The following is a 13,165-nucleotide window of genomic DNA, read 5'->3' as shown; positions in this document are numbered from 1 at the left end:
TTGTCGTTCTCCGCCTGTGTCACTGTGCATTCCTTTCCGCAATGGAGGGCTGTCCACCCTGGTTATGCTGCGCCTTTTTCGGCTCGATGACCTTATCACCTATCTTGTCCACCGCAAGAGCAGTGGCTGTACCCAGCGCTGCTCCGAGAGCGACATCGGTTGGGTAATGCACTCCCAGCACCAGGCGGGAGAGCATGATTGCCGGCACACCCACAGCCGGGGCTGCCGGGTAACCCAACTTTGCAATCCCCACCAGCGCCGCCGTCGTCGACGTCGCGTGCGAGGACGGGAAACTCAGCTTGCTCGGCGTACCAACGCCGATTGCTATACGACGGTCATGGGGACGCGGGCGACGGACAATGCGCTTAAGCACCACCGATGCCGCATGCGAGGTAAAGGCGGATACACCGACCTTTGCCCAGCCAATGCGTCGCTCCTTATCCACCGCCGCCCCGAGGGCAGCGAGCCCCATCCACCCAAGGGCGTGCTCACCGAAATAGCTCATGGCACGCGCGGTGGGCAGCACACCCGGAACGTCGTTAAGCGTGTGCTGAATAGTAACGAGAACGTCGGACTCGCCGAACGGATCGCCTTTAATTTTCGAAGACATTCGCCCAGGCCTTCCTACTGGTCAGATCGTCATAGGCTGCGCGGTAGCGTGCCTGCATTTGCTCGAACCGCTCCTCAACCTGCTTTTGCAGCTCCCAGGATTCTTCCAGCAGAGCCTTGGCCTTGTCGCGGTCACGTTGGCGATACACCACGCCACGGCCGTCAGCGGTGGTGACCGTTGCGCCATCCAGACGCGACAGGGAGAACCAACGAGCCTCCAGCGGCGCCAGGTTTGCCTGCGGCACCGCATGGTGCTCGGAGTTTTCCGGGCGCACGCTGTGAAGCAGCCCCTTGGCCAGCCAACCGACCTTCTTCAGCTTGCCCAGGCGACCACCGACATCCTTTGTCGGAATCCCCGGAATACCGGAGGGCTTTGGCAGATCGCCTGCACTCGGCAGCACAACCGCGTCGGGGAAGCTCTTGCGCAGGGCATTGATGCGCGGCAGCGAAGATTCGAGAATGTCGAACAGATGCTCCGGACCTGCCAGGAAGTCCTTCATGGCTTCGTTTTGGATGGCAACAGTGGAGTACTCCAGGCACAGGAGGTGCTTGAATGTGGCCTTGCGCATGGAACGCACGATACCGGCAGCATCTCCCTCGTGCTGGAGAGCCGCGACGATCAAGCGGTTGCGCAGGTGGAAGTACGCCTGCCAATCAATCGCATCGTCCTTGTCCGACCAGGCCATATGCCAAATTGCGACGCCCGGCCACGTGGCCGTCGGAAAGCCTGCCTTGCCTGCGCGCAAACCGTATTCGGCATCGTCCCACTTAATAAACAGTGGCAGCGGCTGACCGATCGTCTCAGCAGCGACGCGCGGAATCAAGCACATCCACCAGCCGTTGAACTCAACATCGATGCGACGGTGAAGGTCCTTCGAATCAACAACCTCACCGGTTGCGTTGGTGCCATGCTCCCCGCGATCGCGCAGCGGGTGCGCATAAAAGTCGTGGTCATAGTGGACGTGCGGAGCGGAAGTCCACATGAAGTCATGGCGGCCGATGACTTCACCCATCGAGTGCAAGTGGCTGCGCTCCTGCAGGTTCAGCATCTGACCGCCGACCAGCATCGGGGACTTCGCGAACCGGCCGACAGCGACCGCACGCAGAATGGAATCCGGTTCGATGGCGATGTCGTCATCCATGTAGAGAATGAACGGGCTATCGGTCGCACGCTTCGAATCCGAATCCGGACCTCCCAGGGCCTCATACATAATGCGGGAGTACCCGCCGGAACCACCGAGATTTCCCTGTGGGAAGATACGCAGGCGGTCACCAAAGTGCTCGGCGACAGCATCGAAGCCCGGCTCGTCTGCCGGGTGCTTGGTGCCCTGGTCAGGCATCAAAACAGCATCGATGATGGCATCGACTTCAGGATCCGAGGACAGCGCCTCAAGAGCAGCAACTGCATCGGTCGGGCGATTGAACGTCGGGATGCCGATAGTGACGCGCCCCTCCGGCGCCGGGTGCTCCGTGCCGTCCGGGTACGTCTGGCGCGGTGCCTCGATATCGGAATACCAACCTGCAGAGTGGATTACCACGTCCGTCTCACAGGTGAGGTCAAACCAAATCCAGCCGCCGTCTTCAAATTGCGTCAGCGGTACTGGGATTTCGCAGACATGCACATCCTTGCCGTCCACCTTCGCTTCTGCGCCTTCAGCCGCCGCACCCAGGTCACCGACAACTTCGCCGGTCACGGCGATGCGCGCACCGTCAATCTTCGAACGGTAGATGTCCACGCGCGCGGTACCGGACAGCTCCAGGCGCAGGACAACATTGTCCAGATTCGTCCACCGGCGCCAGTAGCTGGCCGGAAACGCATTGAAATAGGTTTCAAAACTAACTTCATCACCCGCCGGAATGGTGGCTGACGTGCGCGAATGCGCTTGCACGCGACCGGCATTCGTCTCCGGCTCAACCAAGTAGAGCGAGCGGACATCACGGGGCTCACCCAACTTTGGCAGCAAAATCCGCTGCAGGCGTTCAACGGCAAGGCTTGACGACGTTGTCGGGGTATGTGTCCGCTTTTGTTCAGGCTGTGATGCCATGAGACGTATCAACCACTTTCCGAAAGGTCTACCGGGGATGTTGCCGCCGATAAGTTACCGACGTTTCTATCTCATAGCATCCTAGTGCCCGTGGCGGATTGCCTCTTGTTGCCACGCTAGCGACAGGCCAGAATGTGAAAGCCCCTACGCGCTGCGGACTATCTGCTGCGCATAGGGACTTTTCGTTCAGGTTCTAGTTTTAAGCTCCGAGGAAACCTTCGATGCGGGCTTTGGAGTTCTGGAGGTTGCGATCCCAGGTCGGCCAATCGTGGATACCGGTCGGCTCGTATTCAAAGGTGGCATCCAAACCGGAGGTACGAGCACGCAACTCAAACTCGCGGGTTGACAAGCGGGACAGCGACTCCAGCGCAACGCCACCGGCCTTCGGAACAACACGGTAGAGGTTCTTCGGGTCACGAACCTCATCCGGAACACCATTTGCCGAGGTAATAACCAGATCCAGCCCCTTCATCTTCTCGACGTTCAGGTACGGATCATTGCGGACACGCTCCGCTGACATAGGCGCACCCCACATGTCGAAGGAGCTGTAGCCAGCCGACAGCTGAGCAGCCTCAATTGCAGTGGTCATACCCGGCGCAGTGGTGTGCAGGTAACCGGAGAAGGCAAGAGCCTGACCGAACTGGTCTCGGTGGTTGTATGCCAGCGACAGTGCAGCAGATGCGCCCATGGACAGACCTGCAATGGAGTTACCAGTGCGAGAAATGCCGAACTCACGCTCAAGGTAAACCGGCAGTTCCTGAGTCAGGAAAGTCTCCCACATGTTTACAAACGGACCGTGCACACTAACCGACGGACGCTTCCAGTCGGTGTAGAAGCTACCGCCGCCACCACCTGGAATAACCAGGTTGACGTTGGACCCCTCAAAAGTACGTGGAGCGTTACCGTGCTCCACCCAGTCTGAGGCATCAGCCGGGCTACGCAGGCCATCTAGCAGGTAGAGAGCCTTGCTACCGCCATTGGCAGAGGCCACAATCTGGACCGGAATATCACGATCCATGGCCGGCGAATAAACCTGGCACTTCTGGGTGAAGTACTGGTACGAATCCCATTCACAACCCGGGCGCAGCGAACCTCGGTCGCCCGCCGCGCTCGCGGCCGGCGCCATGGTCAATGCAGACGCAGCCACAGCTGCTGCGGACGCAACGGCTGCAACCTTTCGGCGCCAACCACGGAAAGTAGAGGTGATTTTCACGTGTGCATTCTCCTCACAATGTGCGACTCCCCACGACCGGTGGGAGCTATCAGGCGTGTTTCCTCTTCAGGGAATTACCTTAAGAAACAATAAATCTTCGACAAACTTACCCGCATTCACTGTTGTTTTCCAGCAGAACACGTCGAAACCCCACCTTTCGGCGGGTTCCGGTATTCGCGTTTCTACTGCGCAAGCTCGCGCGACTCCCGCGCCCCGCGCCAGGTAATAATCGCGCCAGCCGCCGCGATTAGCACGATGCCCAGCGCCATGGACCAAGTCACTCGGTCACCGGAAAACGCCCAGCCCAGGATTGCACCGATGACCGGGTCCAGTGCAAAGAGCGTGCCGACGACCGCCGCTGAGACAATCCCCGCAGCGATGGTGTCCATCACGTAGGGAATAACAGCGCCAATAAACCCGGAAATAACGATGGTGGCCCACATCGAACCGTCGACAAGCGGTGCAGCGGAAACAGAAAATGGCGCGAGTACGATTGCTGCGACGACCACTGACAGCGCCAGGTCGGGCATGCCGCCGCCCTCGGTGCTGCCCATTCGGGCGGAGAAGAGCGTGTAAGCGCCGAAGAAGATTGCACCGATTGCGGCGTAACCAATGCCGATAATGTCAAGGTCATTGGAGGGCTGGGCAATCAGGGCAACGCCGATGAAAGCGACGATGGCCCATAGGCGGGAGCGCCACATTTTCAGCCCCAGGAAGGACACGACGCAGGGGCCGAGGAAGTCGATGGTGACGGCGACGCCCTGCGGGAGGCGCGCGATGGCTGCGTACACCATCATGCTCATCATGCCCATGGCGATGCCGTAGACCACGATGTTGATGGCGCGGGCGCGGGTCATCCCGGACAGTTTTGGCCGGAACAGAACCACCATAATGATGGCGGCGGCGGTCATGCGCAGGCCCGATATGCCCGGCGCGCCGACCGTGGAAAGCATGCCAGTGACCAGCACGGCTGCAGCCTGGGTACCAAGAGAACCGATGAGAACCAGAATGACAGGTGCCACTGGCAGGGTGAGAAACTTGTTCACACGCTGCAGCAATGGCCCCTGCTGGGGAATTCCGGTTTGGCTTTTCTCACGCGACACTCGCGCAATACTAGCGCGGGAGCCGGAAGCGGCAAATTAGTGCCCGCGCTCCTGCTCGATTGCTTCGCCGTCGTTGAAGAACGGCGCAATCTTGTTGTCGAACATCGACAGTGCGGAGCCGATGGCCATGTGCATGTCCAGGTACTGGTAGGTGCCCAGACGACCACCGAAGAGAACCTTGTTCTCCTGCGCTTCTGCTGCGGCGAGCTTGCGGTATGCCTCCAGCATCTCGCGGTCTTCCGGAGTGTTGATCGGGTAGTACACCTCGTCGCCATCGTCGGCGAAGCGGGAGTATTCCTTAACAATTACTGTCTTGTCCTTGACGTAATCGCGCTCCGGGTGGAAGTGGCGGAACTCGTGGATACGGGTGTACGGCACATCCGCGTCGTTGTAGTTCATCACTGGAGTGCCCTGGAAATCGCCGGTGTTGACAACCTCCATCTCGAAGTCCAGCGTGCGCCAACCCAGCTTGCCCTCTGCGTAGTCGAAGTAGCGGTCCAGCGGGCCGGTGTAGACGACCGGGGCGTCCGGGGAGACAGCGCGCAGTTCATCGCGCACCTCAAACCAGTCGGCGTCAACAACGACGTCAATCTTGTCGGAGGTCACCATGTTTTCCAGCCAGGCGGTGTAGCCGTCGACAGGCAGACCTTCGTAGGTGTCGTTGAAGTAGCGGTTATTAAAGGTGTAGCGAACTGGCAGGCGGGTGATGTTGCCGGCCGGCAGGTTCTTCGGGTCGGTCTGCCACTGCTTGGCGGTGTAGTGCTTGACAAATGCCTCGTACAGCGGGCGACCAATCAGGGAGATTGCCTTTTCCTCAAGGTTCTTCGCGTCACGCGGATCCAGACCATCGGTCTGGTCCTTAATCAGCTGACGAGCCTCGTCCGGGCTGTAGTACTTGCCGAAGAACTGGTTGATCAGCCCCAGCCCCATCGGGAACTGGTATGCGGTGCCCTTGTACATAGCGAACACGCGGTGCTGGTAGTCGGTGAAGTCAGTGAACTGGTTGACGTAGTCCCACACCCTCTTATTAGAGGTATGGAACAGGTGCGCACCGTACTTGTGCACCTCGATGCCAGTCTCCGGCTCTGCCTCCGAGTAGGCGTTGCCGCCGATGTGGTTGCGGCGTTCGACAACGAGCACGCGCTTACCCAGCTCAGTGGCGGTCCGCTCAGCAACGGTCAAACCGAAGAAACCCGAACCGACCACGATGAGGTCGTAGGTGTTGTCCTTGATGTCCTGTAGGGACTTCGGAGCAAATTCATTGGCAGTGGTGTTCTTTTCGCTACTCACGCCTTAAAACCTATTGCATTTCCATCCGGTTTGCGGGTGTACACGCGGGCTTTACGACGTCCACGTGAGCCCAGCCCAACGTTCGTTTGGTCACATTATTTGATAATTTTCCCAAAATTAACGAGGAAACACAGATGTCTCACTAGATTTTTTTAGTCACACTGGTAACATCCTCCTCAGAATTTTCTGTTGCTTTGCAACTTTCCTTCCTTTCGACCCCGGGTAGACCTCGGGTCGATAACCCTGTACCCCATTTTTTTGGAGCTTTTACCGTGCCAACTCGCCGTCGCATCAATGCCCCGTCGATGGGCCGTCGCACCTTCCTCTATGGACTGGCAGCTACTACTGCCGCAGCTCCGCTAGCAACATGGGGTATTCGCCAGGCCCCTACCCTGGTTGAAAGCCCAGGCGTAGGCCCCATCGCGGCCAAGATCTCGACATCGCCGCTGGTTGACGCTGTCACGATGATGATTGACGACGCAGCCGTCGGCACGCATGCCATTACCGATGCCCTGCACCCGCTTCGCGGATTCGTAAAGGACATCACCCGCGACGAACCGTTCTCCCAGTTCGCCCTGACCTGGCCGGGCGATGACAATCTGCAGCTCTACGTTCGCGCCGAGCGCGAAGACGGCAGCTTTGGCCCGTGGTTCCACGCTGATTCACACGGTCCGATGAATAACTCCGGGCAGTCCGGCACCGAGCTGCTGTTCGTTGAGCCCACCCGTCGCGTGCAGGTGTCGACTGTCGGCCTGAACCTCCTCGAAGGCCTGGATCCCCGCAACATCATTGGTATCGACAACCTTGACCCCGCCACTATCGGCGGTTCCCTGCAGGACCTCGTCAGCGCTACGGCCGCGTTGTCCCTCAACGCCGTCCAGGCAGTTTTCATCGACGGCGTAGAGCAGGCCGGCGAGGTTATTCAACCAGTTGCATACGAGTCGTCGATTTCCGGTGCGCCAAATGTAATCAGCCGTGCAGCGTGGGGCGCAGATGAGTCCATCCGCAGCGGTTCGAGCTCCTACAGCACTTTCAAGGGCGCGTGCATCCACCACACCGCGGGTTCCAATAACTACTCAGAGTCCCAGGGGCCAGCCATTGTCCGTGGCATTTATGCTTACCACGCAAATACGCTGGGCTGGGGCGATATTGGCTACAACGCGTTGGTCGATAAGTACGGCAACATCTACGAGGGCCGCTACGGCGGCCTGGACAAGAACATCGAGGGCGCACACGCAGGTGGCTTCAACAACGGCACCTTCGGTATCTCGGTGATGGGCAATCACGACCAGCTGGAGATTCCGGATGCGGCCGTCACCGCACTCGGCGAGATGGTCGGCTGGCGCATGAAGGTCGGCGGCGTCGATCCGATGTCCACCGCCGCACTGACCAGCGCCGGCTACTCGAAGGCACGCTACAGCTCCGGCCAGACCGTGAACCTCCCGGCCATCTTCGGTCACCGCGACACCGGCTACACCTCCTGCCCGGGCAACTTCGGCTACCAGCAGATGGATGCCATCCGCGCTGCAGCCAAAGCCAAGTTTGATGGTGCCGGTGGAGCGGATATTGCCGACCGCTCGACGGATCCGAACAACCAGGACGGAGAGGCCGCCAGCATTCCGCCGATTCCGGGCGCCGGCGAGTCGGGCGACAACGGCGGTTCCCTCGGAAACGTGGAAACGCCCACGCCAGGCGAGGTTGTTGGTGAGTTTCTAACTGAATCCCTGCCAACCAACCCTGCCGAAGCTACGCAGGCCTGGTTCGCACCTCAGAACTAAGTCCCCCGCTTATCCAATCCAGGCATAACCACATCACATTTGTGGTGTAACACCAGATTTTCGTAATCACCCAGGAGTTATTACCGTGTTTAGTCGCCGCCGCATCAATCGCCGCGCAGGTGCCAAGCAATCCTTGGTACTCGCTGCCGTGGCGACCCTTGCCCTGACACCCGTTGCCGTTGTCGGCGCAGGTGCCGCTTATGACCTCATCGAGGAAAACGGCGCCGGCCCCATCGACCCGGTTGTCCAGAGCAAGTCGCTTGCAGACAGCGTCTCCGTTCTCGTCGAAGATGCAGCAATCGCAACGCAGTCGCTTGCCGACGAAGCTCATCCCAACCGCGGTGTCGTCAAGGAAATTACCTCCGATACTGAGTTTTCCCAGTTTGCGCTGACGTGGGCCGGTGACCCTGATATCGCCAGCTTCGTCCGCGCCGAGCGAGCAGACGGCTCCTGGTCCGACTGGTTCAGCGTTGACCCGGACTACCCCGCTGAAGGCAATGGCAACGGCCTGAACGGAACGGAGCTCATCTACATCGAGCCAACCAAGCGCGTTCAGGTTTCCACCCACGGACTTAACATCTTCGGTCCGGGTTCCGGCGTGGATCTGAAGGACATCAAGGGCGCTGAGAAGCTGGATCTATCCAAGCTCAACCTCGACGAGATTAATGCCGAGGGCGCCAAGAAGGCCGTGGAGGATGCAAAGGATTCCGCTACGGATGCGGCCAAGGATGTCGCCGAGGCCGCTTCCGACTACCAGCAGACTCCGGATGCAGCTCCTGGGGACGCACTCGATGACCCGACTGCTCCGAGCGCTAACGACGCTGCAGATCTGGACTCGCCGAACCTCCCAGTGAAGTGGACGGACATCGAACCGGTCGCCGATGAACTGCCGATCGACCAGGTCGACGCAGTGCTAATCGACGGCCAGGCTGCTGCATCCGGCATCGACCCAATTGTCGATGCCAAGAATGTCACGGGCATGCCGAAGGTCATTACCCGTGCCGGCTGGGGAGCCAACGAAAATAGCCGCTGTAAGGGCGCGGACTACGACAGCAAGCTTGTCGGTGCCACCGTGCACCACACTGCCGGTTCAAACAACTACACCGAGGGCCAGTCCGCTGGTATCGTCCGCGGCATTTACCAGTACCACGCACAGACTCTGGGCTGGTGCGACATCGGATACAACGCCCTTGTCGACAAGTACGGCAACATCTACGAGGGCCGCTACGGTGGGCTAGATAAGAATGTCCAGGGCGCACACGCAGGTGGCTTCAACACCGGTACTTTCGGCATCTCCATGATGGGTAACTACTCTTCGGTTGCTCCCAGTGAGGCTGCACTGAACTCGGTGGGCAATATGATTGGTTGGCGCCTGAAGGTCGCCGGCATTAAGCCGACCGGCCAGATCCAGATGACCTCGGGTGGCACCAGCTACTCCAAGTACGGATACGGTCAGCAGGTCACTCTGCCGACAATCTTCGCGCACCGCGACGTTGGTAACACCACCTGCCCAGGTGATGCTGGCTACGCCCAGATGAGCAAGATCCGCTCGATTGCCGAGAAGAAGTACAACACACTCACCAGCGGAAAGATTGATAATGAGGGGCCTGACGGCTTGATTGATCTCCTCGTTCCGCAGGATGAAAAGGACGATAAGACCGCCGAGGACACAGACTCGCAGTCGAGCGAATCGACCGAGTCGAGCACGTCGACCTCGACCACTTCGACCACCTCGGCATCCACGGGTACGTCCACGACCTCGTCCTCCGAGAAGTCCTCGAGCGCATCGAGCACCACTTCGTCGACAACGTCGAGCTCCGACTCGACCACCTCGGGTACTTCGAATACCTCGGAGCCAACCGACGCCACGAACACCAGTGACACTGCTACGGCTGACTCCTCCGCACCGTCGGCAAGCGAGCAGAGCAACTCCTCCTCGCCGAGCGCATCCGACGAGCAGCAGAAGGCACAGGCTCTGGAGACAGTCTCGGGTGCACGTTCGATGCTGGCCTCGGCGCTGGGCATGCTCGGCGCACCGGGGCTCGGACAGACCGCCGATGCGATTCTGGGTGCCGTTGGACGCTCCATTGAAAACGGCCCATCGATTGCTGACCTGCCGGTACTGATTGACAAGATCATCACTATCAATGAGCAGAACGACCTGGCTGCCGAATGGCGCCAAGTTTCCGAGGAAATGGGCTCCGTTCTCGGTTACGCAATGTCCGGCATCCAGAGCGGTTCTACCGTAGCGAACAATGCTGGCCAGGCCGATGCCCTGCGCTACGTGAAGTTCTCCAACGGCGTAATCACCGACTCCGACACCACCGGCGCGCACGCTATCTGGGGCAAGATTGCTGATGAGTGGGCCCGCCAGGGCTTCGAGGTCGGCAAGCTGGGTGCCCCGACGAAGACCCAGGTGGTCGATGGAAACATCGAGCGCGCTGAGTTCCAGAACGGCTCAATCACCTTCGACCGCACCACCGGCGAAGTCAAGACCGAGCTGAAGTAAACGCTGTCGAGCGCTGGGTGAGCTAGCTGGCGCGAGGAAACCCTCGAGGCTAGCTAGAACCAGCGCTCCAGCACACGAGCAACACCGTCATCATCATTGGTGGCGGTGATTTCGTCTGCAATCTCCTTGACGTTGTCAGCCGCATTGCCCATGGCCACACCCGTGCCCGCCCACGACAGCATCTCGATATCGTTCGGCATGTCACCGAAGCAGACCACATCTTTCGCGGTCGCTCCGACCAGTTCAGATACGTATTCAAGCCCGGCGCGCTTAGTCACGCCCGGCGCGGACACCTCCAAAAGCCCGTCCGGCATGGAGTAGGTCACGTGCGCCAGGCTCGCGTCAATTGCGGGGGCGACCAGTTCATATAGCTGGGCACTGTTCACATCTGAGTTTCGCAGTAAGAGTTTCGTCGCGGGTTCTGACAACACGGCCTCTTCAGCAAGCTCACCGTGCTCATCCGATTCCCACGCATGGTCATAGGACGGCGCCACCACAAAAAGCTCATCGATGGCATCATTCGCCGACGTCCCAGCGCGCTCTGCCGCAATGCCGATTCCACCGATGGATCGCGCCGCTTCGCGCGCATGCTTGACGACGTATCGCAGCGTCTCCGGCTTCAGTGTGTTGGCGGCAACCACTTCATCACGGCCGGAGTCGTAAACCACGGCGCCATTGGCACACACGCACAACGGCTGAACCGGCAGCTGCTCGAGCACTGGTTGCAACCACCGAGCCGGCCTTCCCGTGGCCAGCACCAACGGGGTTCCGCGGCGTAGCATTCGCGTGACGGCCTGTCGCAGGCGGGGAGTTACCCGCTCCCGCGAGTCGATGAACGTCCCGTCAATATCCGAAGCTACGAGTAGTGGGTGTAGTCTCTCGGTCACTTCGAACTACTTGCCGTCCTCACTGTTGTCATCTTCACCGTCATCGCAGAACCGGTCGTGCAACAACTGCAGCGTTGCGGCTACTCCCCCATGCTCGACAGTGTCGATTACCCAATCCGCGTTCTTCAGCAGGGACCAGTCCGCATCGGCCGTAACTACCGGCATGCCGACACGCTGTGTGGCTTCCTCAAAGTTCGAGCGACCGGCAAAAAGAATCGCGGTTTCTTCCTTGCGAGCCTGCTTGCGCAGCGTGCTAACCACCGCATTTGTGACGTCCAGTTTGCTGGCGCCCTCCGGGAGTTCCACGACCTGCAGGTCAACCGACTCCAAAGCCGATAGATTCGGCTTATCTCCCGGTTCGTGCAGAACAACGATTGTGGCTCCGGCATCGCCGAGCTGCTGCAAGGCCTTCATGTTTTCTTCGCTGGTATTGCCCGCGTCGTCGGCAAGCGATGCGGGGTAATCGAAGATGAACGTCTCCGGCTGAGCGGTGATGAGCCTGTTCAAGCGCTGTGGAAGCTTGTCGCGGATCATCATCGACTGGCCGATAAGACGGTAAACGGTCTGCTGCGTCTGTTCGACACCGGAGGCGGAGGCCTTCTCTAGTTGCACGTACGCTTCGCGGAAGGTCACGCGCATCGAATCCGTGGCCGTACGCACGGACTCCTTGCTCTCCTTAGCACCGGCGACAACATCATCAGCCATCTGTTCCACAGACTGACGGAACTGCGCCAACAAGGCGGTCGTCTGTTCCCTTCGGCGAGCAGACTCCGCGCTCATCGTTTGCGAGGCATCGAGGAACTGCTGCCTGGTCTGATCGCCGAACTCACGCGCACTATCGCCGAATTCACGTGCCGACTCGGCTAGCTTTTCCTTGAATGCGGCCAGATCACCGCGCAAATGACGGATACGCTGACGCTCTTCTTCGACTTTCAGGTCCTCTGCCTGGGCCTCTTCGAAAGTCGGTGCGCCGCCGCCAAGGCGAGCCGGTACCCAGTAGGCGCCCTTCGGCAGGGGACCTTCTTCAACTGCATACTCGTCCCAGAGCTGACGGACACCCTGATCCATGATTTCGTGTAGCTTTTCGGTGGCTTCTGCCGGATCGCCCTCCGGGGTCCACGGCGGCAAAACCGTAATATGAATCGGAGTATTGCTGCGGCCGAGATGCTTGGGGTGCCCCTTCGTCCACACGCGCTGGGATCCCACAATCAGCACTGGGATGATGGGCTTACCGGTGCGCTGCGCCATACGCACCGCACCGGACTTCAGATTCTTGACTTCAAAGCTGCGAGAGATAGTCGACTCCGGGAAGATGCCTACCAACTCGTCGTTTTCCAGCTTCTTGCAGGCCTCTTCAAAAGACTTGGAGCCGTCGGTGCGATCGACCGGAATGTGTTTACAAGCACGCATGATTGGTCCTGCGATCGAATGGTCGAAGACTTCCTTCTTCGCCATAAAACGGACAAAACGGCGGTGCTTGCGGAATGGAAGACCGACATAGGTGAAGTCCATGTATCCGGTGTGGTTAGTAACGAGAACGGCGCCAGAGTCTTTCGGCACGTTTTCCCAGCCCTTAACGGTGAACTTCAAACCTTGGGCAAAGAAGACGGTGCGCGCCAATCCGATAATCGTTAAGTACACAGGATCCTTGAACATGGCCTTTACTCTACAATCTTTCGCACCCCTTAGCGGGGCGATATGTACTGGTATCTGAGACCCATGAATAAATGT

The 13,165-nt window shown here is 59.4% G+C and carries 9 protein-coding genes; 2 read left to right on the top strand and 7 right to left on the bottom strand.

Translation table 11 applies throughout. The features are described 5' to 3' along the window. Nucleotides 1-19: 19 nt before the first annotated feature. The 5 genes from QP995_RS05430 to glf all read right to left on the bottom strand — a co-directional run bounded on the left by QP995_RS05430 (nucleotide 20) and on the right by glf (nucleotide 6,203). Complete coding sequence (locus QP995_RS05430; protein WP_016421646.1) at nucleotides 20-610, bottom strand: phosphatase PAP2 family protein; 591 nt, start codon at nucleotides 608-610, stop codon at nucleotides 20-22. Then, nucleotides 594-2,654, bottom strand: coding sequence for a glycosyltransferase (locus QP995_RS05425; RefSeq protein WP_284853001.1), 2,061 nt, complete (start codon nucleotides 2,652-2,654; stop codon nucleotides 594-596). Before QP995_RS05425 ends, QP995_RS05430 begins: the two co-directional genes overlap by 17 nt. Before the next feature lie 199 nt (nucleotides 2,655-2,853). Then, nucleotides 2,854-3,867: an alpha/beta hydrolase gene (locus QP995_RS05420; protein WP_284853000.1), complete on the bottom strand. Its 1,014-nt coding sequence runs from the start codon at nucleotides 3,865-3,867 to the stop codon at nucleotides 2,854-2,856. 182 nt (nucleotides 3,868-4,049) lie between these two features. Beyond that, on the bottom strand, nucleotides 4,050-4,970 hold the full coding sequence (locus tag QP995_RS05415; RefSeq protein WP_284852999.1) for an EamA family transporter: 921 nt from the start codon (nucleotides 4,968-4,970) through the stop codon (nucleotides 4,050-4,052). A 36-nt stretch (nucleotides 4,971-5,006) separates the two neighbouring features. Then, nucleotides 5,007-6,203 (bottom strand): UDP-galactopyranose mutase, encoded by a 1,197-nt coding sequence (glf, locus tag QP995_RS05410; protein ID WP_042388989.1) that lies wholly within the window; start codon nucleotides 6,201-6,203, stop codon nucleotides 5,007-5,009. A 329-nt stretch (nucleotides 6,204-6,532) separates the two neighbouring features. Between glf and QP995_RS05405 the strand changes: the two genes are divergently transcribed. Further along, nucleotides 6,533-8,038 carry an N-acetylmuramoyl-L-alanine amidase gene (locus QP995_RS05405; protein WP_070642615.1) on the top strand — a complete coding sequence of 502 codons (1,506 nt, stop codon included), beginning with the start codon at nucleotides 6,533-6,535 and terminating at the stop codon, nucleotides 8,036-8,038. Nucleotides 8,039-8,123: 85 nt separating this feature from the next. After that, nucleotides 8,124-10,547, top strand: coding sequence for an N-acetylmuramoyl-L-alanine amidase (locus tag QP995_RS05400; protein WP_070642613.1), 2,424 nt, complete (start codon nucleotides 8,124-8,126; stop codon nucleotides 10,545-10,547). A gap of 53 nt (nucleotides 10,548-10,600) precedes the next feature. Here QP995_RS05400 and QP995_RS05395 read toward each other — a convergent pair whose 3' ends face one another. Together QP995_RS05395 and QP995_RS05390 are read right to left on the bottom strand one after the other, a co-directional pair. Continuing rightward, complete coding sequence (locus tag QP995_RS05395) at nucleotides 10,601-11,434, bottom strand: HAD family hydrolase (RefSeq protein WP_284852998.1); 834 nt, start codon at nucleotides 11,432-11,434, stop codon at nucleotides 10,601-10,603. Between the two features lie 6 nt (nucleotides 11,435-11,440). Then, the gene (locus QP995_RS05390; protein ID WP_284852997.1) at nucleotides 11,441-13,090 is read right to left on the bottom strand and encodes a 1-acyl-sn-glycerol-3-phosphate acyltransferase; all 1,650 of its coding nucleotides are present in this window, start codon (nucleotides 13,088-13,090) and stop codon (nucleotides 11,441-11,443) included. Between the last annotated feature and the right edge of the window lie 75 nt (nucleotides 13,091-13,165).

It is taken from the genome of Corynebacterium sp. MSK032, from assembly GCF_030232065.1.
Classification (GTDB): Bacteria; Actinomycetota; Actinomycetes; order Mycobacteriales; family Mycobacteriaceae; genus Corynebacterium; species Corynebacterium jeikeium_D.
Note: the sequence above shows the minus strand (reverse complement) of the source record. Positions and strands in the feature narration are given on the sequence as shown.